This window comes from Arthrobacter sp. AB6, assembly GCF_031844545.1.
GTDB lineage: Bacteria > Actinomycetota > Actinomycetes > Actinomycetales > Micrococcaceae > Arthrobacter.
Window position 1 is genome coordinate 1 of the sequence record NZ_JAUZVL010000032.1, and the last position, 25,396, is coordinate 25,396.

23 protein-coding genes are annotated in these 25,396 nt (G+C 66.7%); 8 read left to right on the forward strand and 15 right to left on the reverse strand.

Annotation, left to right across the window (positions count from 1 at the left end; genetic code table 11):
• Positions 1 to 40 precede the first annotated feature (40 nt).
• The 4 genes from Q9R30_RS18230 to Q9R30_RS18245 all read right to left on the reverse strand — a co-directional run bounded on the left by Q9R30_RS18230 (position 41) and on the right by Q9R30_RS18245 (position 4,398).
• Positions 41 to 1,462, reverse strand: coding sequence for an aspartate ammonia-lyase (locus tag Q9R30_RS18230; RefSeq protein ID WP_311218472.1), 1,422 nt, complete (start codon positions 1,460 to 1,462; stop codon positions 41 to 43).
• A 6-nt stretch (positions 1,463 to 1,468) separates the two neighbouring features.
• On the reverse strand, positions 1,469 to 2,527 hold the full coding sequence (locus Q9R30_RS18235) for an asparaginase (protein WP_311218473.1): 1,059 nt from the start codon (positions 2,525 to 2,527) through the stop codon (positions 1,469 to 1,471).
• Positions 2,528 to 2,556: 29 nt separating this feature from the next.
• Positions 2,557 to 3,258 carry a FadR/GntR family transcriptional regulator gene (locus Q9R30_RS18240; protein ID WP_311218474.1) on the reverse strand — a complete coding sequence of 234 codons (702 nt, stop codon included), beginning with the start codon at positions 3,256 to 3,258 and terminating at the stop codon, positions 2,557 to 2,559.
• A gap of 108 nt (positions 3,259 to 3,366) precedes the next feature.
• Entirely contained in the window at positions 3,367 to 4,398 is a 1,032-nt protein-coding gene (locus Q9R30_RS18245) for a hypothetical protein (protein ID WP_311218475.1), read from the reverse strand.
• Positions 4,399 to 4,487: 89 nt separating this feature from the next.
• Here Q9R30_RS18245 and Q9R30_RS18250 point away from each other — a divergent pair, with 89 nt between their 5' ends.
• From Q9R30_RS18250 to Q9R30_RS18260, 3 genes are all read left to right on the forward strand, one after another.
• Entirely contained in the window at positions 4,488 to 4,901 is a 414-nt protein-coding gene (locus Q9R30_RS18250) for a hypothetical protein (protein ID WP_311218476.1), read from the forward strand.
• A gap of 120 nt (positions 4,902 to 5,021) precedes the next feature.
• Positions 5,022 to 5,291, forward strand: coding sequence for a helix-turn-helix transcriptional regulator (locus Q9R30_RS18255; protein ID WP_104999400.1), 270 nt, complete (start codon positions 5,022 to 5,024; stop codon positions 5,289 to 5,291).
• On the forward strand, positions 5,288 to 6,538 hold the full coding sequence (locus Q9R30_RS18260) for a HipA domain-containing protein (protein ID WP_311218477.1): 1,251 nt from the start codon (positions 5,288 to 5,290) through the stop codon (positions 6,536 to 6,538). The genes Q9R30_RS18255 and Q9R30_RS18260 overlap by 4 nt, the downstream gene beginning before the upstream one ends.
• Before the next feature lie 21 nt (positions 6,539 to 6,559).
• Here Q9R30_RS18260 and Q9R30_RS18265 read toward each other — a convergent pair whose 3' ends face one another.
• The 3 genes from Q9R30_RS18265 to Q9R30_RS18275 all read right to left on the reverse strand — a co-directional run bounded on the left by Q9R30_RS18265 (position 6,560) and on the right by Q9R30_RS18275 (position 9,895).
• Positions 6,560 to 7,483, reverse strand: a complete 924-nt coding sequence (locus tag Q9R30_RS18265) for a hypothetical protein (protein WP_104999398.1) — start codon at positions 7,481 to 7,483, stop codon at positions 6,560 to 6,562.
• 22 nt (positions 7,484 to 7,505) lie between these two features.
• Positions 7,506 to 8,123, reverse strand: coding sequence for a uracil-DNA glycosylase (locus tag Q9R30_RS18270; protein ID WP_104999397.1), 618 nt, complete (start codon positions 8,121 to 8,123; stop codon positions 7,506 to 7,508).
• A 149-nt stretch (positions 8,124 to 8,272) separates the two neighbouring features.
• Positions 8,273 to 9,895, reverse strand: a complete 1,623-nt coding sequence (locus tag Q9R30_RS18275) for a DUF222 domain-containing protein (protein ID WP_396136745.1) — start codon at positions 9,893 to 9,895, stop codon at positions 8,273 to 8,275.
• Positions 9,896 to 10,012: 117 nt separating this feature from the next.
• Between Q9R30_RS18275 and Q9R30_RS18280 the strand changes: the two genes are divergently transcribed.
• On the forward strand, positions 10,013 to 10,519 hold the full coding sequence (locus Q9R30_RS18280; protein WP_104999396.1) for a hypothetical protein: 507 nt from the start codon (positions 10,013 to 10,015) through the stop codon (positions 10,517 to 10,519).
• Between the two features lie 12 nt (positions 10,520 to 10,531).
• On the opposite strand, the gene Q9R30_RS18285 is transcribed toward Q9R30_RS18280, so the two are convergent.
• The 5 genes from Q9R30_RS18285 to Q9R30_RS18305 form a co-directional block, all read right to left on the reverse strand.
• Positions 10,532 to 11,995: an amidohydrolase family protein gene (locus Q9R30_RS18285; RefSeq protein ID WP_311218478.1), complete on the reverse strand. Its 1,464-nt coding sequence runs from the start codon at positions 11,993 to 11,995 to the stop codon at positions 10,532 to 10,534.
• Positions 11,992 to 12,375 (reverse strand): RNA-binding S4 domain-containing protein, encoded by a 384-nt coding sequence (locus Q9R30_RS18290; protein ID WP_104999394.1) that lies wholly within the window; start codon positions 12,373 to 12,375, stop codon positions 11,992 to 11,994. The genes Q9R30_RS18285 and Q9R30_RS18290 overlap by 4 nt, the downstream gene beginning before the upstream one ends.
• A 57-nt stretch (positions 12,376 to 12,432) precedes the next feature.
• The gene (locus tag Q9R30_RS18295) at positions 12,433 to 13,557 is read right to left on the reverse strand and encodes a sulfite oxidase (RefSeq protein ID WP_311218479.1); all 1,125 of its coding nucleotides are present in this window, start codon (positions 13,555 to 13,557) and stop codon (positions 12,433 to 12,435) included.
• Between the two features lie 199 nt (positions 13,558 to 13,756).
• Positions 13,757 to 14,761, reverse strand: a complete 1,005-nt coding sequence (locus Q9R30_RS18300) for an aldo/keto reductase family protein (RefSeq protein ID WP_311218480.1) — start codon at positions 14,759 to 14,761, stop codon at positions 13,757 to 13,759.
• Between the two features lie 27 nt (positions 14,762 to 14,788).
• Positions 14,789 to 15,580 carry a hypothetical protein gene (locus tag Q9R30_RS18305; RefSeq protein WP_311218481.1) on the reverse strand — a complete coding sequence of 264 codons (792 nt, stop codon included), beginning with the start codon at positions 15,578 to 15,580 and terminating at the stop codon, positions 14,789 to 14,791.
• 163 nt (positions 15,581 to 15,743) lie between these two features.
• On the opposite strand from Q9R30_RS18305, the gene Q9R30_RS18310 reads away from it, so the two are divergent.
• Positions 15,744 to 16,142: a YchJ family protein gene (locus Q9R30_RS18310; RefSeq protein ID WP_234005461.1), complete on the forward strand. Its 399-nt coding sequence runs from the start codon at positions 15,744 to 15,746 to the stop codon at positions 16,140 to 16,142.
• Here the strand turns inward: Q9R30_RS18310 and Q9R30_RS18315 are convergent, their stop codons facing one another.
• The 3 genes from Q9R30_RS18315 to Q9R30_RS18325 form a co-directional block, all read right to left on the reverse strand.
• A complete protein-coding gene (locus tag Q9R30_RS18315; protein ID WP_104999390.1) occupies positions 16,143 to 16,982 on the reverse strand; it encodes a YrzE family protein in 840 nt (279 codons plus the stop codon).
• 64 nt (positions 16,983 to 17,046) lie between these two features.
• Positions 17,047 to 19,092 carry an acyl-CoA dehydrogenase family protein gene (locus Q9R30_RS18320; RefSeq protein ID WP_311218482.1) on the reverse strand — a complete coding sequence of 682 codons (2,046 nt, stop codon included), beginning with the start codon at positions 19,090 to 19,092 and terminating at the stop codon, positions 17,047 to 17,049.
• A gap of 61 nt (positions 19,093 to 19,153) precedes the next feature.
• Complete coding sequence (locus tag Q9R30_RS18325; RefSeq protein ID WP_104999388.1) at positions 19,154 to 19,456, reverse strand: hypothetical protein; 303 nt, start codon at positions 19,454 to 19,456, stop codon at positions 19,154 to 19,156.
• Between the two features lie 229 nt (positions 19,457 to 19,685).
• On the opposite strand from Q9R30_RS18325, the gene Q9R30_RS18330 reads away from it, so the two are divergent.
• From Q9R30_RS18330 to Q9R30_RS18340, 3 genes are read left to right on the forward strand one after another with little or no spacing between them, the layout of a single operon-like run.
• The gene (locus Q9R30_RS18330; protein ID WP_311218483.1) at positions 19,686 to 21,140 is read left to right on the forward strand and encodes a DUF3375 family protein; all 1,455 of its coding nucleotides are present in this window, start codon (positions 19,686 to 19,688) and stop codon (positions 21,138 to 21,140) included.
• Positions 21,137 to 21,943, forward strand: coding sequence for a DUF4194 domain-containing protein (locus Q9R30_RS18335; protein WP_104999386.1), 807 nt, complete (start codon positions 21,137 to 21,139; stop codon positions 21,941 to 21,943). Before Q9R30_RS18330 ends, Q9R30_RS18335 begins: the two co-directional genes overlap by 4 nt.
• Positions 21,940 to 25,389, forward strand: coding sequence for an ATP-binding protein (locus Q9R30_RS18340; protein WP_311218484.1), 3,450 nt, complete (start codon positions 21,940 to 21,942; stop codon positions 25,387 to 25,389). The genes Q9R30_RS18335 and Q9R30_RS18340 overlap by 4 nt, the downstream gene beginning before the upstream one ends.
• The last annotated feature ends 7 nt before the right edge of the window (positions 25,390 to 25,396 follow it).

Below are 25,396 nucleotides of genomic sequence, written 5' to 3' on the forward strand. Positions count from 1 at the left end.
GTCTGGGATGGGGGAATTCGTCATGGGGTGTCCTTAGTGGCTACTTGCTGAGGTTGGCGAGGCGTTCGGGGCTGAGGAGTTCCTGGAGCTGCGTGTCCGTGAGGAGGCCGTGTTCCAGGACCAGTTCGGCTACACCCTTGCCTGTTGCGAGGGCTTCCTTGGCGATGGCGGTGGCGGTGGCGTAGCCCAGGTGGGGATTGAGGGCTGTGACCAGGCCGATGGACTGCTCCACCGTGCGGCGGAGGTGTTCGGTGTTGGCGGTGATGCCCCGGATGCAGCGGGCCGTCAGGGTGCGGCACGCGGCTTCCAGGTGGGAGATGCTCTTGTGGAGGCTGTGGACAATGACGGGCTCGAAGGCGTTGAGCTGGAGCTGTCCGGCTTCGGCGGCCATGGTGATGGTGACGTCATTGCCAACCACCTCGTAGGCCACCTGGCTGACCACTTCCGGGATCACCGGGTTGATCTTGCCGGGCATGATTGAGGAGCCGGACTGGACGGCCGGCAGGTTGATCTCGCCGAATCCGGCGCGCGGGCCGGAGGAGAGCAGGCGGAGGTCGTTGCAGATCTTGGACAGCTTCACGGCCACGCGCTTGAGTACACCTGACAGGTGGACAAAGGCGCCCACGTCCTGGGTGGCTTCGATCAGGTCCGGCGCGGTCACCAGCGGCAGGCCGGTCACTTCCGCCAGGTGCCGGCACGCAGCTTCCGCATAGCCTGCGGGGGCATTCAGGCCGGTGCCGATGGCGGTGGCGCCAAGGTTGATCTCGTGGATCAGCAGTTCGGCCTCGGCCAGGCGCAGCCGGTCTTCGCCGATGGTGATGGCGTAGCTGCCGAATTCCTGGCCCAGGGTCATGGGCACCGCGTCCTGCAGCTGGGTGCGGCCCATCTTCACCACGGTGCGGAATTCCAGGGCCTTTGCGGCGCAGGCTTCCTCCAGTTCCGCCAGCGCGTCCAGCAGTTCCCGCGCAGCGAAGATGGTGCCGAGCTTGACCGCCGTGGGGTACACGTCGTTGGTGGACTGGCTGAGGTTGACGTGGTCGTTGGGGTGGAGGCGGGCGTAGTCGCCCTTGGGGTGGCCCAGTATTTCGAGGGCGCGGTTGGCGATGACCTCGTTGGCGTTCATGTTCGACGACGTCCCGGCACCTCCCTGGATGACGTCCACCACGAACTGGTCGGCCAGCTGGCCGTCCAGCACGTCCTGGCAGGCCTGCTCGATGGCGTCCGCGCGTTCGGCATCCAGCAGGCCAAGTTCGCGGTTGGTGCGGGCGGCGGCCAGCTTGACCGCTGCCAGGCCGCGGACCAGGTGCATGTTGGACGAGAGCTTTTGGCCGGTGATGGGGAAGTTCTCCACGGCCCGGAGCGTGTGGACGCCCCAATACGCGTGGGCGGGGATGTCGCGGTCGCCGAGAAGGTCGTGTTCTGAGCGGCTCAGTGCTGGGGCGGTGGTATCGGCGGTGGTCATGTGTCCTTACAGGGCTTCGTTGACGGGTGTGGACAGGGAAGGGTGGTTCAGGAAATCGGTGGCCTGCAGCAGGCCCACCTGGCGGCCGCCGCCCAGGACGGGAGCGGTTGCGAGGTCAGCCAGCGGGGCAGTGTCCACGCGGAGCGCCTCCAGCAGCGTGACGGTGGCCGGCATCCGGGCGCGGTCGCCGCCGTCGGAAATCTTCACCGCCACTGAGCGCCCGTCCGCCAAACCCACCAGCTGGACACCTTCAAAGCCGTCCTTGGCTACTGCGCCGGGCAGCAGGCGCATCAGTTCGGTGACGTCCCGGCCTTCCCCGGCCACCATGTCCGGGTGCTGCTGGATGGCGAGACCGACGGCGGCTTCGGCACCGTGTGCACCAAAGCCGGCGTCGTCGTCCGCGGCGGCGCGGGCAATCCGCCCGAAGGCGCGGGCCATGCCGCGCAGCGTCAGGGCAAACAGTGGCGTGCCGCAGCCGTCGGTGCTGAGGCCGAGCGGCTCTTCGCCGGTGAGTTCGGTGATTGTGGCGGCAACGAGCCGCTGCAGCGGATGCGACGGGTCCAGGTAGCCCTCGACGGGCCAGCCGTTGATAACGCACGTGGCCGCCATGGCTGCGTGCTTGCCGGAGCAGTTCTGGGTGAGCTGCGTGGAACGGCCCCCGCTGCGCAGCCATTCCTCGCGCTCGCTTGCGCCGTAGGGGAGGTCCCGGCTGTTACCGAAATCGCTGACGCTGAGGCAGTGCTGTTCGAGGATCCGCAGCGCTCCCTGGCGGTGCTTCGCGCCGCCGGAGTGGCTCGCCGCGGCCAAGGCCAGGAGGTCCGCCGGGAGCTCGAGTCCGGCGCGGACCATGGCGACGGCCTGGAGCGGCTTGAGGGAGGACCGGGGGTAGAACGGCGCCAAGGGCTCTCCCGCCGCCGCCGCGAATGTGCCGTCCGCTTCGAGGGCGACGGCCGATCCGTAATGGATGCTTTCGACCAGTCCGTCGCGGGTGGCGGTGACCAGGGGAGCGTGCTGGGGAAGCAGCGCGGCAGCGTTGTGGGCAGCAGAAAGCGCGGGGGAGGGCATGGATTCCTTTGTGGGGTACTTGGCTGTGGCTAGTTGTTGAGGATGGAGTCGAGGGCCTTGCCCACGGCGTGGAGGTGGTGGGCCATGGCTTTGCGCGCCGCTTCCGGGGAGCCGGCCTCTATGGCGGCGAGGATCTGCTGGTGTTCCACGTCCGAGGCGTGCTGCCTGTCCGCAACCATGTTCAGGGTTTCGGACTGGTGGGCCAGGGCTCCCCGGATGTCCGCCACCACGCTCGCGAACACCTTGTTTCCGCTGGCGCCGGCGATGGCTGCATGGAAGGTGGAGTCCAGGGCAACCCAGGATTCCGGATCAGTCTCGGTGGCCATGGCATCCACCAGGTGCCGGAGCGTTTCCAGTTCCTCCTCGGTGCGCCGTTCGGCTGCCAGTCCGGCGGCAGGGACTTCGATATGCGGCCTGGCTTCGGTCAGGTCGCGGGCGGAGTACTGGCCGAGCGTGAGATCGTTGGCCACCTTGTCCGCGACGACGAATGTCCCCTTGCCCGTCTTGGTGACCGTCAGGCCCAGTGCGGTGCAGGAGCGCAGGGCTTCACGGATGACCGAACGGCTTACCCCGTACTGCTGCGAGAGGCTGGCCTCGGAGCTGAGCTTGCTGCCCACCGGGACCAGGCCGGACTCGATGTCCTGCCGGATCGCGTTGAACACCGCTTCCGCAGCGCTGAGCCGAGCGAGGGGTGCAGGCTGTCCTGCTGTCCGGCTGTCTGACAGGTTCACGTGTTAAATATGGCAGGGGTCACAGCGCGTGTCAATGTGAAGCATCAAGCACGCCCGGTGCGCGGGATGCGGCAGAGATGTGCGCCGTCCGGGAGAAGGGTGGCTCCCTCAGGCGTAGCTTACGACCGTGGAGGCGAGTAGTTTGCGAACCTCGGGGCGGTCACGCCATGCGGGGAGGCTCTCCGCTGCGCCATCTCCGATGAACCCCAACAGCTCTTCAGCCGTGAAAAGCCCAACGCCACGAGGCGACCATCTTTCGGGTCCGATGGTGGCGGTTCCAGCCACGATCGTCATGATGGGGACAACGTTCACGTCCGGGCCCAAGGCTGCGCGGTAACGATCTGCAGCGTCAGCAATCTGTGTATGCCGGTGGCCGTCATCGCTTTTGGAAGTGATCGCCTTACCCTTCCTGTTCAGGTGCCAGCTGTAGTTGTCGGGCCAGTCGAACCATGAATCGATCAAATACACGGCATTTCCGTGGGATACCGCATGCTCAACGTCAATTCGCTTGGCTCCGGGTGACTTTAGCCCGTGGAATACATAAATACCGGGAATTTTAACGAGCTTGTTGAGAAGCAGGCCCATCACCCAAATGCTGCTGCGCGTGGAATCGCTGGAACCCCGGCCCCACTCTCTCGGCTGGTCCCCGTACACGTACTGGTTGCCGGATACCGAAACTTTATTCCTTCTAAAGAGCGGCGCACTGTACCAAGCCACGGCAAATGCGGCAGCGAGGGTAAAAAATCCGATCATGCCCTCAAGGCTGGCGCCTTCGGCAAACGCTCTCAGCGAGCCAAAAGCAAACAGCCCTGATACCGCCGCTCCGAGAATGACGTACAACGTACTCCCGCTTAAGGCCATCAGCGCCGCCAGTAGCATTACAAAGCAGCGCAACATGCTCAGGGGAAGATCATTATCCCCAGTTAAGTTGGTGAGAAGGGTCGGCAGCAGGAAGACAAATGCCACAAATGCCGCAATGAAAGCCTTTGCCCTGCCGGACATTCGCGATTCTTTTACCACGGCATTCGCCACAACTGAGCGGTTTGGCATGCCGTCATATCCGCTGAAGTCGGTGCTTAGCCACTTCCACTGCGTGATTTTGATGCGTCGGCGGTCAAGTTCGTTTTCCACGTTTTCCACGAGCCATCCACCTGGTAGTTGTTGATTATCTACCTACTTTTTATCATCCGCCTGTTCTTTTCTTCTGCGCGCCCGGTTAGCCTCCTGCTATGGATGAATACTCGGAGGAACTCGTCAACCTTGCATTTATGGCCCTGGACCACGCCATCGACTCGGTGGTCTCGTCCGGCACGGACCTGGTCCCGTTTGTCATCCGGGAGCATGGTGGACAGCGGAGCCTGCAGCGTTATCTTGTGGACGGCAAGCTTGAGGCAGGCGTTGCGGCCGCCCGCCAGTCGGTTTTGCAGGAACCGCTGCCAGATCGCGTCGCCCTTGCCTGGGACGGTTTCATGACAACGTCGGAAGGGCGGCAGGAGGCCGTCTTCGTTGAATCCTACGAGCAGGGCACGCCCGCCGGGTTCATCATGGCGCAGCGGTACCAGCGGGCCGGTTTCTTCAAGAAGAAGCGTGAATCCCTGGGGAACCCCGCCCTTGTGGAGAAGAACACCGCACCGCTCTTCTAGCCTGTCCACCTTGGTGGTCGATGTCCGGCATGATCGTACCGAAAATGCCTTCTATGCGTCCCTTCTGGTCGGAGTAGGCTATTGGCTATGGCCAATCGGCACGTTCGTACCTGAGGAGGGATAGCCACGCCTTCCTTTTCCGAACAACTCGCAGCCGAGGTGCGCGCTCGCCGCACGTTCCTCCGCCTGACGCAGCAGGACCTCGCCGACATGGCAGGCGTCTCCGAGCGTTTCGTGCGCTTCGTGGAGCAGGGCAAGCCAAGCGTCCAGCTGGATTCCCTTCTAGCGATCCTCGAAACGCTTGGGCTGGAACTGCAGACCGCCACGCGCACCACCCATGCTGCACGCGCGCTCTCCATGCCGCCCCTCGGGAACGGCGCCGAAGAGTGAGGCACCGCATCGCTGACATCTACAAGGCGGGCGTGCTGGCCGCGCGCCTCGAACGGCACGACGGCGGCACCAAGTTCAGCTACCTGCCCGCCTACCTCCAAACCGGGGGACCCGCCGTCGCTACTTCCCTGCCGCTCAGCAGCGAACCGGTGCTGTCCGCCGCAGGTGCCGCCCCGCCCTACTTCACCGGGCTACTGCCTGAGGGCCGGCGCCTTAACGCGCTGCGGCGGTCCATCAAGACCAGCGCCGATGACGATCTCTCCCTGCTTATCGCGGCCGGTGCCAACCCTGTGGGTGACGTGCAAATCGTGGGCCACGGGGAGCAGCTGGATCCGGATGACCACGCGGTCCGGCTTGATCCAAAGCAACCCGTGGATTTCGACCAGCTGCTGGGAGACCCCGACCTGATCGATCCGGTGGCGCTGGCGGGCGTGCAGGACAAGCTGTCCGCGGGAATGATCTCGGTGCCGGTGGCCGGGGCCGGGCGCCAGTTCATCCTCAAACTCAATGCCCCGGAGTTCCCGCATGTGGTGGAGAACGAGTTGGTGATGTTTCGTTACGCGGCCAAGCTGAGGATTCCCCTGGGCCGCGTCCGGCTGATGCGTGATATTGCGGGCCGACCGGGGCTGCTTGTGGAGCGTTTCGACCGCGTTCCCGTGCCCGGCGGCGGATCAAATAAGGTGCGGCGACTGGCTGTCGAAGACGGCGCGCAGGTGCTGAAGCTCTACCCCGCGGACAAGTACAACGTCAGCTACTCGCAGGTCTTCCACGCGCTCGCGGAATATTGCTCGGCACCGCTCCCCGCCCTGCGGAACCTCGCCATCCAGTGCGCGTTTGCGTGGCTGAGCGGCAACGGTGACCTCCATGCCAAAAACGTCTCTATGGTCCAGCAGCCTTCGGGCGAGTGGACCATTGCGCCGGTCTACGACATCCCCTCCACAGTGGTGTACGGCGATAAGACTCTGGCGCTGGCCATAAGTGGCAAAAGGACCGGGATTTCCCGCCGCCACTTCCTGGGCTGGGCGACGGAGCTCGGACTTACCGGGCGGGCGGCTGCGCAGGTGCTGGAGATGGCCTTAAAGGCGTCGGGACCGCTTTTGGCGGACCTGGAATCCGGGACGGCTTTCCGCGGCCTGGACGGGGCCGGACAGAAGAATAACGACGACGGCGGCTCGCCGTTCCCGGACCTCGTCACCAGGGCATGGGTCAAGGAGTTGAAGCACCGGAGAAGGCTGTTGGAAGGCTAAATGGGATTGTGCGCGGTGCCGCTACGAGCCGTCGCACCACCTGAGGACCCGCAGTGCCCGCAGGGTGTTCCAGCGGCTTGGGTGTCCGTCGCCTGCTTCCAGCGGGAAGTGGATCTTGCCGGCGTGGGTGTTTTCCAGGAGCCAGGTGCCGTCCGGCTGCCGCTTGGAGCGGACCACTTCCACTGCTTCTGCCAGTCGCTCGTCCGGTCCGTTGCCAGTGGCGCGGAAGTAGTCCAGCCCGCGGAGCACGTCGAAGAACCACCGGGTGGGGTAGGAGAACTGAAGCCAGCCGGTACTGATCACTGCGCCAGTGGATTTCCGCCTGAACAGCCGACGTTCCAGCAGGTATTCCTCTCCGCGGCGCCGCGCCTCCCGGGATAGGGAGGTTCCGCCGGTTGCACGCTCATGCTCAAGGAGCCCTTCAAGGACGCAGATGGTGGTGTGGAATGAAGAACGCGTGGAGCCCCGTTCGGCCTCGCAGTTCCAGCCGCCGTCACCGAGTTGCTCCCGGGCCAGCCGTTCCACCACTTTGTCCACGTTCTCTCCGAAGTATGCCCCAACCGCCACGGCCATGCCGTTGATGCAGGGTTCAACTTCGCCGTCGAAAAAGGGCTGGTTGCCTTCCTCCCAATGGCTGTTCTCGCGGACCAGGGTGACCGCCTGGCGGGCTTCCTGGCTGTCCGGCCTGAGGCCGAAGTCGCGCAGGAGCAACAGGCTGTAGGTGGTTGCAGTCCAGGGCTGGCCGTCAGGGTCGTTGTCGATTGCGGGCCAGTACGTGCCGCCGTCCCATTGCCCGTCGGCCCCCTGCAGCGCGAGCATCCGCGCACCCCAGCCCTGGCTGGCTACCCGTTCCCGCTCCTTAAGGACTTCCCGGGGCGAAGCAGCGGTGAGGTCGCGGAGGACCTGCCAGCGGATGGCGGGATCGGAATCGAGCAGCCACTCCATCACGTCCACGGCGGGAAGGCCGTTAGAGGTGCTGGATCCCTGCGCGTTGCATGGCGTCCTTGTAAACGTCCACGTTCTTGGCCAGGAGCTCTTCCTGTTTCGCTTCCGAGACGGCGAAGGCGCGCCCTCCCAGGGCGGTGGCCTTGTATATCTTGATGCCGCTGTTTTTCAGGGACTGGTGGTAGGTCTTCTCGAAGAGGGTGAGGAAGGTTGAGGCATCAGTCCCGTGGGCGATGATTGCCGAAACCCGTGAGTTGATCTTCAAGAACTGCCGGAACGGGCGCAGACCGTCCGTTTTCTCCTGCACATTCAGGGCGGAGGGCATGTCCGGGTCGCGGACCCAGGGGTAGGCGTTCCACGGCATCACGTAGCGGGGATCGAGTTCGGCCAGTTCGTAGATCTGGGTGGCGCGGCGGGCGGCCTCGTCGTCGTTGTAATGCGAGACGAAGCCGGACTCGGTGCCCTTCCCGGGGCTGACCTGCAGGCTGACAATCCGGCACTCATCCTCGTCATGCACAGGGTCGATATAGGGGACGACAGACCCTGGCTTCTTCTCCATCAGTTCATCGCACAGCTGCGTGACCTTGGCAATGTTCGGTTCCTGTAGCAGGGCCTTTTTCTCGTCCCAATCAATCGTCACGATTTCTCCCTCAGCAGCAAGGCGTCCAGAATCAGGCGTCTTAGGCCACTCTACGCTTCCACGCTGGAGGGTGGGCAGGGGAAGTTCTCTCTCCCTTGCGCAGACGCAACGTCGCTATGTACCTTCCGTGGCCCGCAGGTGCCTCTTCCTCACGCCGTCAGGGATTGCCAACGATGGGCGCGCTTGGCTGCTTTGGCCCGTTGCCGGTGTTTTCGGCGATGGCGCCACGGCAGCCCGTCAAGTGCCGGCCAGGACGCCGGCCTCGCGCCTACTTGCATGCCAACTGATGCGGTGTCGGCCAGTGCTGTGTCAGGAGGGGGTGTATTAGCCGGTGCTGTTCCCGGCAGCGGCGGCGAGGTGGAGTGGTACGTGTGGCCGGTGGGGGTTTGGAGTTCCACTGAGTGACGCTGCCCTGGTCTGCTTACTGGTTTGGCGGTCCAGCCAGGTGTTTCTTTGGTGTGGTTGCAGGCTTCGCAAAGGCCTTGGCCGTTGGTGCTGGTGGTGGGGCCGGACTGGTGCCTGGGGAGGATGTGGTCGTGGTGGCGGATCGGGGCGTCGCAGTAGGGGGTGCGACAGGTATCGTCGCGGATCTGGAGGAAGCGGCGGAGCCCGGGCGGGAAGAGCCGGGCTTTGGAATCCATGGCCAGGAGGTCCCCGGTGCCGGGGGCCGTGTAGAGCCGGCGCAGCCAGATCGTGACTCCGGCATCGTGGTCGGTATCAGTGCCCGCCGCCCTTGGTGAGCCCGGGTCGCGGTCGGCTCCGGCGCCCGCCCTTGCTGAGCCTGCAGCTCCTGCTGAATCCGTAACAAGTGACCCTAATTCGCCTTGGACTGCTTTCCGGGCCCAGTGGGCGGGGACGGTGCCGTAGCCGGTGAGGCGGGCGGGTTCGCTGTCGCCTTGGAGGAGGGTGCGGTCGGTCATGATGAGCTGGATTTCGATGCCGGTGATCCCTCCCGGGGTGCCGGTGATGCGTTGGACGAGGGCATCGGCCATGATCGCGCCGCGGGACCGGTTATCCCCGGCGGACTTCGCCCCGGCGGACTTCACTGTGTCCGCGTGGCGGGTCAGGGCCGCATAGGCGGCGATGCCCTGGGTTACCGGGAGGAGCGCGGTCAGGTAGGTCATGGTGTCCGGCGCCGGCCGCAGGCTGACACAGCGTTCCGTGACGGCGCGGGACGCGCGTTTAGCCACCGTGTGCGGGTCGCGCCGGTACGCGGCGGCGCGGACGGCGGTAGTGATGGTCCGGTCCCCGGCGCCGGCCAGGGCGCCGGTGTCGGCGGCGAGTTCCTCGTCCACGGCGCACCGGTCTGCGGCGGACAGGCAGGCGGTTTCCTTCACGATGAGGGTGGCCCGCCATTCGTTCAGCTGCCCGGACCTTAAAGCTGCCAGGGTGCGGGGCATCTCGGTGGCCAGGGCTTTGGCCAGGCCCAGGAGCCTGGCCCCGCGGGCCGGGGACTCCCGCCGCGCCAACGCTATTTCCGCCCCTACCCCGGCACCCTGTTCAGCGGCGGGGACACCGGCCGCTGCCTGTTCCCGGCGCCGGGTGAGGTCGAAAGCCGCGGCGATTTCGGCCTGCTTCGCGGCAGCCAACGACTTCAGGTCCTCAAACCCGCGGAGCTGGTCGATCATGCCTAGGCCGTCAACGGCGGGACGGACGGCAGCCAACGCGCGCAGGACGTCGGCAACACAAGGCCCCGGAAGGCCACCCGGCACCAGCCCCCCACCCGCATCCAGCCCTGCTTTCGCCTCCAGGCCCGTCACCACCGCTTCCATAACCTAAGCCTTCCAGCCCAGGCCCGGCACGGCACCCACCCCTCAACGCTATGTGGATAAACAAGGCACCTTCGCCTGCAAGCCGTACAGGCACAGGCCGTGCTGTTGAATGAAGGTATGGAGTTCACCAAAAAGGGCCTGAAAGCGGAGGGCTTCGCCGGCTTCCGGCCAATCGGCGCGCTCGATGCCATGCGGATCCCCCAGGGAACCGGGCTCTTCGCAGTGCTGGCTCCGGAAGGGTTCCAACCCCGCTTCCTCAGGAAAAGCACCGCCGGCGTCTTCAAGAAAAGGGACCCGTCACTCCCCGAAGCGGCCCTGGCCGCAGAATGGGTGGACACTGCCGCTGTCCTTTACCTGGGCAAAGCCGGCCCCGGCAGCAAAGGCAACCGCGGACTCAGGCGGCAAATCCAGGAGTTCCTGGACTTCGGGCAGGGCAAGCCGCCGGGGCACTGGGACGGCCGCCTGGTCTGGCAGCTCGCAGACGCCGAAAAGCTGGTCATCGCCTGGAAGGAAGTCGCGCAGGAACAACTCAACAAGGCCGAGGCGGAGTACCACTCCGCCTTCATCGAAGGATACGGAAAGCTCCCCTTCGCAAACCTCGTGAGGGCCCGCGTCAAAGGCTAGAAGCACCTGGAGCTAAACCAACCCGCCGTCGTATGTAAAACGTCCGGCAAGCATCGTGGCCGCCACCGGCATTGCCGCGAACTCCCCGTCCGGCACAGTCAGCGGATCCCCATCGAGGAGCACCAGGTCAGCGGCGTCGCCAACACAAACACGCGAGCGCCCCCGGGCTGAAGCCAGGAGGGCCTGCTCCCGCGTGATGGCTTCCTGCGGATGCCACGGCCCGCGCCCGTCGCCCCGTGCGCGCAGGGCAGCGGCGGACATCGCCAGCCACGGCTCAAGCGGCGCCACCGGTGCATCCGAGCCCAGCAGCAGCGAAGCCCCCGCATCGAGCAGTGACCGCAGCGGAAAGGCCCGCTCCGTCCGCCCGGCCCAGTTGGAATCCGCGGCGTCCCGGTCATCCAGCGCATGGACCGGCTGGACGCTGGCCGCCACCCCCAGCGGCCCGAAGCGCGCAAGGTCCTCCCGGCGGACGAACTGGGCATGTTCGATCCGGCCGCCAACGCCCGCGCTTTCAAAAGCGTCAAGGGCCACCTGGTTGGCCGCATCCCCGATGGCGTGTACGGCGGGAACAAACCCGGTGTCCCGCGCCCGGCCCAGCAACGCCGCCAGCTCGCCAGGATTCACTGTCAGCAGCCCGCGCCCGCCGAAAGGGTAAGGATCCACACAATAGGCAGTCCGGGTATTAAGGGAACCGTCAATGAGCACCTTAAGCGGTCCCACGCTCAGCAACCCGCCGCCGCCGTCCACCTGCTGCCCCGTTCGCATGCCCTCGGCAACGGCGCGTTCAAGGTCTGCCGGATAGACACCCGCCTCCACACGCAAGGCGTCAAACCCGCCGGCGATGCGCCGCAGCCACGGGTCCCGGTTCCATGTCATCTCAAAATCCACCACGCCCACCACGCCGCGGGCAGCAGCCGCCCGGGCGGCGTCACGGACCCAGCCATCCAGGACACTGTCCGGCAGCCGTCCCAGTTCCCGGGTCAGGGCAAAAGCGGGCTCTTCCCGCAGTAGTCCGGAGGGGTCCACGTGCACTCCGTACCGGCTGGCCGCGGCCGAGTTGAGCCAAACGCTGTGGAGGTCGTGACTGACCAGCGCCGTCGGCCGGCCGCCGGTGGCGGAATCCAGCAGAGCCAGCGAGGGCGCGTCCGGCCATAGGGCGTCACGGAAGCCGACGCCGACAGTGGTCACGGAGGGGTCGGCGCCGGACACGAAGGAACGGACGACGGCGGCAGCATCCCGGGCGGTCACCGCACCGGAGAGGTCGATCCGGTTGGCGTGCAGCGCCCACTGGGTCATGTGGACGTGCTCGTCCCACAGGCCCGGCACGATGTAGAGCCCCTCCGCATCAAGCACGGCCGCTCTGCCCGGGGACTCCCCGGCAGTACCGATCCGGCTCACGCGGCCGCCGCTGATGTGCACACTGACGGGAGCGGCGTCCCCCGGCATCCGCACGTTCTCCAGGACAAGGTCGCTCATGCGGAACCGCGGAGCCGTTCCATCTCGCGTCGGTCTTTCTTGGTGGGCCGGCCCGCGCCCCGGTCGCGCTGCGGCAGGCCAAGTGCCGGGGCAACCGGGCGAGGCGGCGTGTGGTCGGTGAAACAGTGGGAGGCCGCCTCGGCGCCAACGCGCTTGGCAATCAGCCGGCGCACTTCAAGGATGCGTTCGTAGCCGGGCATCCGCACGGTCACGGTGTCGCCGGTGACCAGCGTCGCGGATGCCTTGGCCGGGCTTCCGTTCAGGCGGACATGGCCGGCTCGGCAGGCGGCGGTGGCCGCGGAGCGGGTCTTGTAGGCGCGGATGGCCCACAGCCACGCATCGATGCGGACGCTGGCGGGGGAGGAAGGAAGGCTGGTCATGGCTGGCACCGAGTATAGCCGCGGCTCCCGGGCGCGGAGGCCAGGCAGGCCAAACGGTTACTCCACGGTCACACTCACCCGCTGCACCATGTTGTTGCCCATGCCCTGATAGTTCCAGGACTGCTCCAAGGGCTGGGTGGCACCGGTCTCATCCGTTGCGCGGCAGGAGAGCTCGTGCTCGCCCCGGTCCGCCACCCACGGCATGGTCCACTTCCGCCACGCGTATCCGCCGGCGGGCTTATCCAGGTGCGCGGGCTGCCAGGTGCCGTCGATGCCGACCTCCACGCCGGTGACCGCGCCCTTCCCGGACCAGGCCCTGCCCTGCAGGAGTACCGGACCGGGCTTCAGGAGCCGCGTGCGCGTGAAGAAGTCCGGGATGCCCGGCGGAACCATCAGCGAACGCACCCTGATCCGCGAAACGGGAGTCCCGGCGTCGTCCGCTGAATCCTGGTAGCGGTAGGCAACCTCCTGCTGGTAGCCCCGGAAAGGGGCCGTGACCACCTCAATGGATTCCAGCCACTTCACGCTGGCCATGCCGTACCAGCCGGGCACTACCAGCCGGAGCGGGTATCCGTGCTGCGGCGGCAGTTCGCTGCCGTTCATTTTGTAGGCAAGGACGACGTCGGGACGCATCGCTTCATGGATCGGCAGGCTCCGCGCGTAGCGCTGGGTGACGCCGCCCTGGACGCCCTGGTCCGATCCTGTGAACACCACCTCCACAGCGTGCGGCAGGACGCCCGCCTTGCCCAGGAGGTAGGCGAGCGGAACCCCGGTCCAGTGCGCGGTGCCCACGCCCTCCATGATCCACGGCTGGCTAAGCGGCCGCGGATCCAGGAGCGAGCGTCCGTTCCCCGCGCACTCCAAGGTGACGGGTACCGTGATGGCGGGGTCCTTGCGCAGGGCCGCCATGCTCAGTTCCAGGGCCATTTCAACCGCGCCGCTGATCCGGAGGTGCCACGAGGAAGCGTCGATGTCCGGAATATCGAAATGCGTCAGCACGTAGTGGAGCCCCGGCGGAGTGATGTCCCGGCGGAGCGCCTCCAGCGGCATGGAGTGGTTGCGCGCACCCAACTGAAGTTCCTCCCGGGTGAGCGGGTCAGTGGTGGGCCCGGCAGCGGGCGGGGTGGGAGGCGCCGCCGCAGCCGGACCGGAAGACTGCTGGTTCGTGGAGGCCTGTTTCATGGCGCTGCGACTCTTTCGCCTGGGGATTCTGCTCGGCGGGCTGGAAGCTCCCGTGCCTCAGGTTTACGCCCGCCCCGGCCGTCCGTCAACGAAGTCCGCTGTCCGTCAACGAAGGCGGCGGGGCGGGAGGCAGGGGCCGCTGCCGGGAATGCGTGAAGCCCAGGCCGGATACTCTCCTCGGCGGACGCCAGAGGGGCGCCTATGCTTCCCGTTTGGCCGGGGACTTGGTCTGGGCGGGATCGCGCTCGGCCAGTGAACCGATGGCGTCGTCGATCTTCTTCAGGACCTCCGGTTCCAGCGTCACGCCTGCAGCGCCCACACTGTCCGCGATCTGCTCGGGGCGCGAGGCGCCCACGATGGCTGAGGCAACGTTCGGGTTCTGCAGCACCCAGGCCACCGCCAGCTGCGGCATGGACAGCCCGGCTTCCTCGGCGATGGACTTGAGGTCCTGGACGCCGGCCAGGACGTCGTCGCGCATCCAGCGCTCGATCATCTTGGCTCCGCCCTTCTGGTCCGTGGCGCGGCTGCCTTCCGGTGCGGGCTGGCCGGGAAGGTATTTGCCGCTGAGGACGCCCTGGGCCATGGGCGACCAGACGATCTGGGAGACACCCAGTTCCTCCGACGCCGGGACAACCTCTGCCTCGATGACCCGCCACAGCATGGAATACTGCGGCTGGTTGGAGATCAGCTGGAAGCCGAGTTCCTTGGACAGGGCGTGGCCTTCACGCAGCTGTTCCGCGGTCCACTCGCTGACGCCGATGTACAGGGCCTTGCCCTGCCGGACGATGTCCGCGAACGCCTGCATGGTTTCTTCCAGCGGGGTTTCGAAGTCGTAGCGGTGGGCCTGGTAAAGGTCCACGTAGTCCGTCTGGAGCCGCCGGAGGGAGCCGTTGATGGACTCCATGATGTGCTTCCGGGACAGGCCAAGATCATTCTTGCCCTTGGGGCCGGTGGGGCCGTAAACCTTGGTGAAGATCTCGAGGGATTCGCGGCGCTCGCCCTTCAGGGCTTCGCCCAGGACTGTTTCCGCAGCCGTATTGGCATAGACGTCGGCGGTGTCGAACGTGCTGATGCCGGCGTCAAGGGCGGCGCGCACACACTGCGAGGCGACGTCGTTTTCAACCTGCGAGCCGTGTGTGAGCCAGTTGCCGAATGTGATTTCCGAGACTTTGAATCCGCTGTTTCCGAGGTATCTGAATTCCATGGGTTTCACGCTAGCCCAGATGGTTGCTCAGGGTAAGGGCTGTTTGCCCTTTGAAGCCGGGCCCGTGGTTCCTGCTCCCTTATCTCTTTCCGCAGCCTTGATCATATGCGCCGGACCGGAGAGGGATGCCAGCGAGCCGGTGTCCAGCGGAGCCAGGGGGTGGGGAGCCTGCGGCTTCTTGAAGGACCGCGGCAGCTCGCGGGAAGGACGGCTGGTATCAAGCGCGGACTCCACCAGCGGCGCCACTTCCGCCACCTTTTCAGCCGGCACTCTCGGATCAGGAAGATCGCGCACTGAGAGTTTTATTTGCGGCTTTGCTGCGCGCGCCCTGGCTTTTGCGCGGGCGTCCGCATCTGCGACGGCGGCGGCCCAGTCCCCGGCAAGGACTGGCGGTTCGCGGCGGGCGGCAGCCAGTGCAGGGTGGTGTTCGACGGCGGTGCGCAGCGAGGACTTCAAGCGGGCGGGCTTCAGCGCGGTGCGCCAATCGCGGGGCGTCTTTTCCGGCCGGCGGCGGAAGGCCCGCACGAGCAGCCCGGGGCGTGGCCGGCGCGCTGCGGATGCCGCGCCAGCACCGTCGTCGGCCGCCCTGCCCGGGCCCTGCTGGCTGCCGGCCGGCGCCGTCAAGCGCACCAGCGGGAGTGATTCGTTGCCGGTGCCCCTGCCGAACAGGGCCAACAGCAAGACGGCGGCGAGCCGGCCAAGTCCTGCCAGGACCAGGGTGATGACGCCCAGCAGGAAGAGGACCAGGAACATCAGGAAGGCGACTCCCACGGTGCCCAAAAAAGTCAGGTTGAGGATGAGCGTATCCGGATTTTCCACGTCATCTCTCCTCTCTGCCGGCAACAGGGCCGGGGCCGGCACCACCCTGCCCGGGCGCCGGCACCTTCTCCACCTTACGGATTTTTGCGGGGCCGTGCCGCCGGGTGCCCGGCTGCTTCCCTGGTTGTAGCAAAGCTGTTACCCATGTGACAGCATCGGTGGGATGACCGACTCCAGGGACCACAAAAACTGCATGTGCCTGTCCGGAGAGCCGTACGGACAGTGCTGCGGGCGGTTCCACGGAGGCGCGGCGGAGGCCGCCACCGCGGAGCAGTTGATGCGCGCCCGCTACAGCGCGTTCGTGCTTCTTGACGGTGACTACCTGCTGCGCACCTGGCATCCCCGGACAGCGCCGGCGGAACTGGAACTGGATCCGGGGATGGAGTGGCGGCGCCTGGATATTCTCTCCACCTCCCGGGGCGGGCCGCTGGATACCGCGGGGACCGTTGAGTTCAAGGCCTACTACCGGCACGGCGGCGAACGCGGGGTCCTGCATGAGAACAGCAGGTTCATCCGGGAACATCGGCGGTGGCTCTATCTGGACGGGGAGATGCTGGCCTGACTACTCGTCGGCGTAGTCACTGTCCGGCGTGAAGCCGGCCCGGTCCACCTTCCGGTGGAAGTGCATGCCCGCGAGTCCGCCCAATACAGCACCTACCAGGGCCACCAGGGCTACCACCACGGCGGCGATGATGCTGGTGGTGGTCAACTGGCCCTCATTGACGGGGATGCGCGGGAAGCTGTTCAGGTTGGCCAGGACGTTGAACTGCTGTCCGAACACGAGGCCAAGGATGGAAACGAGTACTGCCACGATCAGCGCCCAGATCCACACCATGACCCCCTGCTTGGCGCCGTTGAAGCGCGCCATGCGTCCTGCCACGTAACCGCCGCAATAGTAGGACAGGAACAGGATGACCAGCAGGACAATGATGCCCACCAGCCCCACCGTGCCCTGGTTCTGCGCCGCCTGGTTGACGGCCTCATTGACGTCCGTGTTGGTGGCAAGGCCAACGGCGGTTCCGGCCGCCGCCACGAGGGCGGTCAGCAGGACGGCCATGCCCGTGGCCGTGAGCCAGCCGAAGAACGCGGAGCCCACCTTGATGCCGCCGAACCGTTCCTTTTCCCGGGCGACGGCAGTCTGCCGGTCTGTGAGGTTCGGATCAGCAGCCGGGGCAGGGGGCGTGGCGACGTAGTCCCGCTCGGCGTAGGCGCCCGAGGATCCTGTGCGGTCCGCCGGCACGCGGTCGTAGGCGGAGGTAGGGGCGGCATCGGTTGCCGGCACCTGCGGGTAGGAGCGGGTGGGTTCGCCGCCGGCGGTATCGTCGCGCTGGTTTCGGTTCCGGTCAGCGTCCTCCCGGGCTCGCCTCGAAGGCAGGTTGTCTGGGTCTGTTGAGCTGCTCATGAATCCACTCAACCATCGGCCCGGAGGGATAGCAAGGATGCTTACTATTTTGTGACCTGCAGCTTTACCGGTACCTGCGGTGCAGGTTGTCCTTCTGGGAGGGGCCGGGAGAGGCGTCGGCGATCCACGGACCCGTTCCTTCAGACTGGTCCAGCACGCCTTCCTCCAGCCAGGTGTACTCTCCGGCGAGGACCTTCCGCGTGAGTGCGTGGTCGCCGTCGTCCGTGTTCCGCCATAGCTGGTCGAAGTATTCGTCCACGCGCACCCTGGCCTGCTCGCAGTACGCCTCGGCGAGTTCGTAGGCGCTGGCGGCCTTTTCGGGAGCGGTGTGGAGCAGCATCTCCGCCCGGGCGCAGCAGGCCGTCATGGCGAACAGCTCGGCGCCGATGTCCACCACCCTGCCCAGGAACGCCTGCTTCCTTTCGAGCCTGGCCTGCCAGCGGCCCATGGCGTAGAACGTCTGCCGTGCAAGGCGCCGGGACGAGCGCTCCACGAACCGCAGCTGCTTGGCCAGCCGGCCGAAGTCGCTGTACGAGCGCGGGTCCATGCCGGCCCCGGCCACCAGCTTGGGGAGCCACTTGGCATAAAAACCGGAAGCGCCGACGGCGGCCTTCGCCTTATCGGACAGGCTTGCGTCAAGGGATGCAAGCTCGCCCGCGGCGGCCAGGTGCGCGTCCACCGCTTCCCGGGCGATGAGCAGCCGCATGATCTCCGAGGACCCCTCGAAAATCCGATTGATCCTCAGGTCCCTCAGCTGCTGCTCGGCCGGGACGGCGCGCTCGCCGCGTGCAGCCAGGGATTCGGCGGTCTCAAAGCCCCTGCCGCCGCGGATCTGCACCAGTTCGTCGGCGATTTGGCAGCTGATCTCCGTGGCCCAGAGCTTGGCAAGGGCGGCTTCAATCCGCACGTCCTTCTGGCCGGCGTCCGCAAGTTCGGCCGAGAGCTCGAACACCGCATCCAGCGCAAAGGCGGAAGCCGCGATGAAGGCGATCTTCTTGCCCACGGCCTCGTGCTCGCCCACCGGCCTGCCCCATTGAGTGCGGGCGTTGGACCATTCCCGGGCAATCTTCAGGCTCCACCGGCCGGAGGCCACGCACAGCGCAGGCAGCGCAAGGCGCCCGGTATTGAGCGTGGTCAGCGCGATCTTCAGGCCTTGGCCTTCGCGGCCCAGCCGGTTGGCAGCCGGCACGCGGACCTGGTGGAACCTGGTGACGCCGTTCTCAATCCCGCGCAGGCCCATGAACGCATTCCGGTTCTCCACGGTGATGCCCGGCGAGTCCATCTCCACCACGAACGCGCTGATGCCGCCCTTGTGCATGGTGCCGTCCGCATCAGTGTGCGCAGGGACCACGGCCATCACCACCACCAGTTCCGCAACCACTCCGTTGGTGGTCCAAAGCTTGACGCCGTCCAGGAGGTACGCATCGCCGTCGTCCGTTGGCGTTGCCGTGCTGCCCAGCCGGGCGGGATCGCTGCCCACATCCGGTTCCGTCAGCAGGAAGGCGGTGATGGCCCCGGCGGCGCAGCGCGGCAGGTACTCGCGCTTTTGCTCAGGGGTTCCGAAAACCTTGACCGGTTCCGGCACGCCGATGGACTGGTGGGCCGAGAGGAGCGCGCCGAGGCTTGGATGGACGCTGCCCAGGAGCGCCAGGGCACGGCCGTAGTAAACCAGGGAGAGCCCAAGGCCGCCGTATTCCTCCGGGATCTTCATTCCGAAAACACCGAGGTCCGCCAGGCCCCGGATGTACTCGTCCGGGATCTTGGCCTCGCGCTCGATCACCCGGCCGTCCATGGTGCGGGCGAACCCGGTCAGGCGCTCCATGAATGCCTCGCCCCGCTCCACGGAGGCAGGATCGGGGGCCGGCCAGGGGTGGACCAGCCCGAGGTCGAAGCTGCCCAAGTACAGCCCCTTCGCGAAGCTCGGGCGCTCCCAGCCGGTTTCCCGTGCGGCCTCCGCTACGGCGCGGGCATCCTGGGCTGTGGCGCCGGCACCAAGTTTTCCGGCGGGAACGGGGGTCTCCCCGGGGTGTGCGTCCGTTGCCGTTGCGGTGGAAACGGGGAGGCCGGTGGCGGGGCTTGTTGCGGAGGTGCTGTCAGTGGCGGAGCTCATGGGTTATCTCCTTGGCCGGAATGGCCGGTGTAGCCATGGATCCGCCGGGTTGGAGAACCCTTCAGCTGTCCCTCAAGATTACCCGCGGGTAGGTTCCGGTGCTAGGGGAGTGCTGGGCCTGGAAATCGCCGGAAACATCCACCCCCGCCGCGTGATGGACCAGCCTGTCCCAGCCTGCGTTGATACCGTGGACCACGGCCAGGAGGATTGTGGAAACCACGGTCCAGCCCAGCTTTCCGATTCCCAGCAGCACCAGGGCAACCAGTCCCGCCGCCAGGACGAATACCGCCAGGATCACGGCGAACACCAGGGTGCCCGCGAAGACCATGGTGGCGGTTTCAACTGAACTGAGATCGAAGTGCATTGAGTCCCCCTGCTGCGACGTTGCTTTGGTTGAGATCAGTAGCAGAAGCGTAGGGTGGGACCTCTCCGCCCAGCCATAGCAGCCGGGCCGGCAGAAGCTGTTGGTATGGGATCGAAACACTACGGCCGGGTAGGTCACGAAGCGGTCGCGGCGCCTGCGTTAACCTTGTAGTTGGCAGTTTTCCATCCAAGCCGCCGCCCCGCCCCCGCAAACAGCCCAAGGAGAGTGTGTGCCCCGCTCCGCCAGGTCATCCGCTGAGGCCATCAGCGCCCGGCTCCGGGACCTCGAACTCCTGACCAAAGGACCTGCCTGGGCCTTGACGCGCTCGGCCCCCTGGGTGATCGCGGTGCTGCAGGCATCCTTCACCCGCACCCGCCCCCAGCTTCCGCTCGAGGAGTTCCACGCCGACGTCGACTCCTTCCTTGAGGAGCTGCGCCGGCAGGAGCCCGGGCTGGGCGGCGGGGCCAATGGAAAGTCCTTTGGCGATGAGTGGACGCGCCGGCAGTTCCTGACGCGGCGGAACCAGTCCGGCCAGATCGTTTACGAGGTAACGGAACCGGCCGCCCGCGTGCTTGCCTTCCTGGACAGCCTCTCCAGCGAACGCTCCACGCTCAACGGATCACGCCTCGGCACGCTGCTGGGCGACGTCGAGAAGCTCGCCAACGAGACCAACCCGGACCAGAGCGCCCGCCTCGAGTCGCTGGAAGAGGAGATTGAAGAACGCCGGCAGCTGATCCAGGACATCAGCTCCGGCGAGTTCGACGGCCTGCTGGACGACGACGAGGCGGTGGAAGCCGCGGGCAACATCCTGGACCTCGCCGCGAGCCTGCCGGCCGACTACAAGAAGATGCGTGACCGGATCGAGGAACTGGTGGGCGGGTTGCGCAACCAGATCATCGAGGAGTCGCTCACCAAGGGCGCCACCATGGCCCAGGTCCTGGAAGCGGACAAGCGCCTCCGCCAGAGCCCCGAGGGCAGGACCTTCCGTTCCTTCACCGCGTTCCTCGAGGACCCGCAGCAGCAGCTGAGGTTCCGGTCCGCGATCGGCGAGGTCCTCAGCCGGCAGTTCGCCGACGACCTCTCGCCCGAGGACCGGGAAACGCTGAAGAACCTGGTGGCCGAGCTTCGCCAGCAGCACAGCCAGATCCAGCGGATCTACGGCAAGCTGAGTGAAAGCCTCAACACCTACGTCCAAAGCGACGACTTCCGCCAGTCAGTCCGGCTCCGCCAGGTGCTCCGGGAAGCGGAGCAGGCCATCCGGTCCCTTCCGTACGAACGGGACCGCCCCGGCCTGGTCCGCGGTCCTGTCCTCTTCAACGCCGGATTCGAGTCGCTGTCCATGGTCAAGCTCTTCGACCCCGACGAGTTCGCCGCTCCGCCCAAACTTGCGGATCCCATCGCGTTCAGCGATGCCGACCGCGTGCGCTCGCCGAGGACCGGCAAGGCCAAGCCCGAGGTGGTGCGCGCGGCCATGGCCGGCGCCGCCACCCTTTCCGAAGCCTGGCAGCAGCTGCCCCCGGAGGAGCAGCACATCAACACCATCCGGGCGCTCCTCTCCCACGCCCTCCACGCCGGAGCGGGCTTCGACAGGGAAGCCCTCGACGCCCTGGACTTCGAACAGATAGACGGAACCCCACGCAGGGCCTACCTGCCGCTGGTCACGCTTCCAAAGGATTCACGATGACTGAAGAAATGACGACGACGGCGGCCCCGGAGGTAGAGCGCGGTGAAGGGGCGGCCTCCGGTGCGGAGCGGCCTTTCGCCGTCACCCCGCGCGATACGTTCGTCGACGGTGCGGCCCTCTTCCCGGGTGATACGGGCGTGCTCTCCATGAAGGTGCGGCAGGCGCTGGTGAAGCTCCTCAAGGGTCCGTATATCGACGGCGGCCGGGACGAGAAGCTCTGGACCGTCCTCCTGGACAACCAGGTGATCCTGCGCAGCCGGTTGTCGGAGCTGTTCCTCACCATGGAACTGGACCACGAACGGAAGATTGCCGTCCTGCGGCCGGTGGATCCGGACGCGATCGGGGGCAGCGCCCGCTCCAGCATCCTCCGGCAGCAGCGTGCGCTCAGCCGGGTGGAGACCATAGTGCTTCTCCGGCTGCGCCTGTTGCTGGACCGGCATGTCACGGCGCAGACGGACCCCACCATCACGCGCGAGGAGATCGCCGACCTCGTGGCGCACTACCAGCCCGCGGGCCAGCAGGACGCGCTCCGGGATTCGGACGTTGTTAACAGGGCCATCACCAAGCTGCTGGCCCGCCAGCTCCTCCTGCCCACGGGCCTGGAGGACGTCTACACCATTTCCAATGCGCTGCCCCTTGCCCTCCCCTTCGAGAACATCGGCGACATCCCGGCCCAAATAGAAGCCTTGGTGGCGGCGACCACGGATCCCGCGGGCACCGAGGCATTAATAGAGCTGGACACGGATCCGGTGATTGACCCCGTCGGGACCGGGGATGCAACCGAAGTGGAGGATGCCCAGTGAGCATCGCGAGCATGCTGCCTATGGGCGAGCTGACGAACCCCGGCCAGATGCGCCTTGCCCTGGTGCAGGTGGTCAACTGGGGCACGTTCCACGGGGCGCACACGATGCACGTGGACCGGAACGGCACGCTGCTGACCGGCAACTCCGGCGTCGGCAAGTCGACGCTCTTTGATGCCATGCTGCGGGTGTTCGACGCCCGGCCGAGGTCCAATGAGGCCGCCGCCCAGCGGTCCGGCGGTGCCGTGGAGGACAAGCGGACCACGTTTACGTACATGCGTGGCAAGGTGGGCGACAAGGCCGTGGGCGAGGGCTCGGCGAGTGCCTTCCAGCGGCCCGGTGCCACCTGGTCCGCCGTCGCCCTGACGTTCGACAACGCCGCGGGCACGCGGGTGACCGTTTCGGCGCTGTTCGACCTGCCCAAGAACGGCACGGAGTCCAGCGTGGGACGCTTCTACCTTGTGGACCACCAGCCGCTGGACCTGGAGGCGCTGGAAGGCATCGCCGACAAACGGTTCACCAAGGCTGCCCTGGAGGCGATCTTCCCGGAGGCCCAGGTTTTCGATGTCCACAAGGCGTTTGCGGAACGATTCCGCCGGCTGCTCGGCATCAACTCGGACCAGGCCCTTCCGCTCCTGCGCGTGATCCAGGCCGGCAAGGGCCTCGGCGGCAGCGTCAACACCTTCTTCCGCGACCAGGTCCTGGACGCCCCGGCCACGCTTGCGGCAGCGGACGACGTCGTGGAGGAATTCAGCAACCTGATGTCCATCCGGCAGCGGCTGGAGGACGTCCGGCAGCAGCGGGACCAGCTCGCCCCGGTTCCCGGGCTCAACAAGGAGTACGCGCAGGCGCTCCTGGACGCGAACCGGCTGCGGGACCTGGCCGGCGAGGAATTCGAGGCCTACAAGCAGCAGCTGGCCGTCTCGGTCCACGAAAAGACACTGCTCCGCTTCAAGGAGCTGGCCCAGGCGAAGGCCAAGGAGCTCGGTGCCGAACGGGCGGTCCGGGACGGGCTGGCCAAGGAGCTGCGCCAGCTGGAGGCGGACTACAACAACCAGGGCGGCAACGCGATTTCCGCCATTGAGCAGTCGCTGGAGAACGCGCGCGTGGGCCTGAAGCTCCGCGAGCAGGTGGAGGAGGCGGCGCGCCAGGCATTGACCGACGCCGGCCTGCAGCTGGAGTGGTCCTCCGGTGGTTGGGAACAGGCGCACGAGCAAGCGGCCGCGAGGTCGGCAGAGCTCAAGGACGACTCCCAGGCCCTGCAGGAGCTGCGCTTCGAAGCGTTCGACGCGCACGCCACGAAGAAGCGGGAGCTGGCCGCGTCCGAGCAGGAGCTCGTCTCGCTGAAGACGCGCAAGTCGCTGCTGCCGCCGTCGAGCATTGAAAACCGCGCAGCGATCGCCGCCGCCACCGGCATACCCGAGGACCGGATGCCGTTCGCCGGCGAGCTGATGGACCTTGCCGAGGGGGAGGAAAAATGGCGCCCAGCCGCCGAGCGTGCGCTCCGCAACCTCGCCACCACGCTCCTGGTGCCCGGTGCCCACTTCGCTGCCGTGACCCGCTACCTCAACGGCCACAACGTGCGCGGAGCGCTGCGGGCGGTTGACGTGTCCAAGCCGCTATCCGGCGGTGCGCTGGCGCTGGAGGACGTGCACGACGGCGACCTGCTCACCAAGCTGGACATCCTCACCACGGGCGTCGCCGCCGAAGCGGGATCCTGGATCCGTGAGCGGATCGCGCTTGATTTTGCCTACCCCTGCGTTGAGGATCCGGACGAGCTCGCCGGGCTGGACCGCGGCCTCAGCCTGGGCGGCGTGGTGAAGCGCAACCGCCACACGGTGGAAAAGGACGACCGCTTTACCAGCCGGCAGGACTACGTCCTCGGGTTCGACAACGCCGCCAAGCTGGAACTCGTGGCCGGCCAGGTGGAGGACCTGCGGCAGGAGGTTGCCAAGGCGGCGGAGCTCGCGCAAAGCCGGGAGGATTCGCACCAGGGCATGAGCCGGCAGCTCGAGGCCCTGCGCCGGGTCGCGGAGGACCACCGTTCGTGGGAACAGGTTTCGGCGGAGGTTGCTGCCGAGGAGCTGGCCCGGATCGAACAGCGACTCAAGGATGCGCTGGCCGCCCAGGCGGACCTGGAGCCCCTCCGCGCGGCCATCGAAGGAGCGCGGCAGAAGCACCAGTCCAGCACCGAGGCCGCCGCCGTCCTGCAAAGCGAATACAAGTCGCTGGACCGGCAGCTGACCGCGGGAGATTCGCTGCTGGAAGCCGCACGCAAGCGCCTGGCCCAGGCTCCGCCGTCGGACGCTACGGTCAGCGCGCTGGAACCGTACTTTGCCGACTTCGGCGACGTGACGGAGATGCACGAGCTGGACAACCTGGCCAACCGGGTGCGGACCGGACTGCTGGGTGAACTGCACGCAGCGGAGTCGCGCGGGCAGTCCACGGCGGAGCGGCTGACGAGGATTTTCGAGGGGTTCGTCCGGGAGTGGGGGAGCGCCATCTCCGCGGACCATGGCACCACCATCGGCGCCGCGGGCGAGTTCGAGACCCGCTACCATGCGATCGTGAGCGACGGGCTGCCCGCCCAGGAGGCGGAATTCCGGCAGTTCTTCAACCAGCGCACGCACGAATCCTTCAGCACCCTCCTGCACCTGCTCGACGAGGAACGCCGCTCCATCACCAGCCGCATCCTTCCGCTGAACGGCATCCTGTCGCAGGTCAACTTCCACGAGGGCAGCTTCCTGGAGCTCGACATCAAGCAAACGCTGCCGCCCACTGCCAAACAGTTCAAGGACGCCATCCATAACGCCCTCAAGGCGCGGCACGCCCGGCCCGTCCGCCCGGACGCCTCCAAGGCGGAGGGGGCCGGCCAGGAAAGGGACGACGACGCCGAGCTCACGGCCCGCTATAAGTCCCTGGAAACCCTGGTGAAGCGGCTGGGCTCACAGGCGCCGGAGGACAGGCGGTGGCGGGCCGAGGTGCTGGATGTGCGCGGCCACCTGTTCATCCAGTGCAAGGAACACCGCGAGGCGCGCGGGAAAACCGAGGTCTTTATGCACGCGGACACCGGATCCATGTCCGGCGGTGAACGGCAGCGTTTCACGGCCTTCATCATGGCCGCGGCCCTGAGCTACCAGCTGGGCATCGCCGAGCAGGGGTTCACCACGTACGGCACCGTGATGATGGATGAGGCTTTCGTTCTGGCGTCAGAGGAGTTTGCGGGCGCCGGGATCAAGGCGCTGCACGAATTCGGCTTCCAGCTGCTGCTGGCTGCCCCGGAGAACGTCATCGACCTCTCCCGGCACCTCGGTTCCGTCACCGAAATCCTCCGGGACAAGCGCACAAACCGCTCCGGCGTGCTCACCGCGCCTGTCATCAAGCCCCGGCCGGGCGAAGAAGGCGCCTGGCGCTCCGAAGCGAACCCGGTGGATATCGTCCTGCGCTGACGGAACC

What these genes read in the sequence shown, in the direction of transcription:
- Q9R30_RS18250 (WP_311218476.1), top strand. Translation starts at nt 4,488, where the DNA reads ATGGATGAATACTCGGAGGAACTCGTCAACCTTGCATTTATGGCCCTG.
- Q9R30_RS18300 (WP_311218480.1), bottom strand. Translation starts at nt 14,761, where the DNA reads ATGGAATTCAGATACCTCGGAAACAGCGGATTCAAAGTCTCGGAAATC.
- Q9R30_RS18325 (WP_104999388.1), bottom strand. Translation starts at nt 19,456, where the DNA reads ATGCACTTCGATCTCAGTTCAGTTGAAACCGCCACCATGGTCTTCGCG.
- Q9R30_RS18275 (WP_396136745.1), bottom strand. Translation starts at nt 9,895, where the DNA reads ATGGAAGCGGTGGTGACGGGCCTGGAGGCGAAAGCAGGGCTGGATGCG.
- Q9R30_RS18315 (WP_104999390.1), bottom strand. Translation starts at nt 16,982, where the DNA reads ATGAGCAGCTCAACAGACCCAGACAACCTGCCTTCGAGGCGAGCCCGG.
- Q9R30_RS18235 (WP_311218473.1), bottom strand. Translation starts at nt 2,527, where the DNA reads ATGCCCTCCCCCGCGCTTTCTGCTGCCCACAACGCTGCCGCGCTGCTT.
- Q9R30_RS18265 (WP_104999398.1), bottom strand. Translation starts at nt 7,483, where the DNA reads ATGGAGTGGCTGCTCGATTCCGATCCCGCCATCCGCTGGCAGGTCCTC.
- Q9R30_RS18285 (WP_311218478.1), bottom strand. Translation starts at nt 11,995, where the DNA reads ATGAGCGACCTTGTCCTGGAGAACGTGCGGATGCCGGGGGACGCCGCT.
- Q9R30_RS18310 (WP_234005461.1), top strand. Translation starts at nt 15,744, where the DNA reads ATGACCGACTCCAGGGACCACAAAAACTGCATGTGCCTGTCCGGAGAG.
- Q9R30_RS18335 (WP_104999386.1), top strand. Translation starts at nt 21,137, where the DNA reads ATGACTGAAGAAATGACGACGACGGCGGCCCCGGAGGTAGAGCGCGGT.
- Q9R30_RS18230 (WP_311218472.1), bottom strand. Translation starts at nt 1,462, where the DNA reads ATGACCACCGCCGATACCACCGCCCCAGCACTGAGCCGCTCAGAACAC.
- Q9R30_RS18320 (WP_311218482.1), bottom strand. Translation starts at nt 19,092, where the DNA reads ATGAGCTCCGCCACTGACAGCACCTCCGCAACAAGCCCCGCCACCGGC.
- Q9R30_RS18290 (WP_104999394.1), bottom strand. Translation starts at nt 12,375, where the DNA reads ATGACCAGCCTTCCTTCCTCCCCCGCCAGCGTCCGCATCGATGCGTGG.
- Q9R30_RS18295 (WP_311218479.1), bottom strand. Translation starts at nt 13,557, where the DNA reads ATGAAACAGGCCTCCACGAACCAGCAGTCTTCCGGTCCGGCTGCGGCG.
- Q9R30_RS18280 (WP_104999396.1), top strand. Translation starts at nt 10,013, where the DNA reads ATGGAGTTCACCAAAAAGGGCCTGAAAGCGGAGGGCTTCGCCGGCTTC.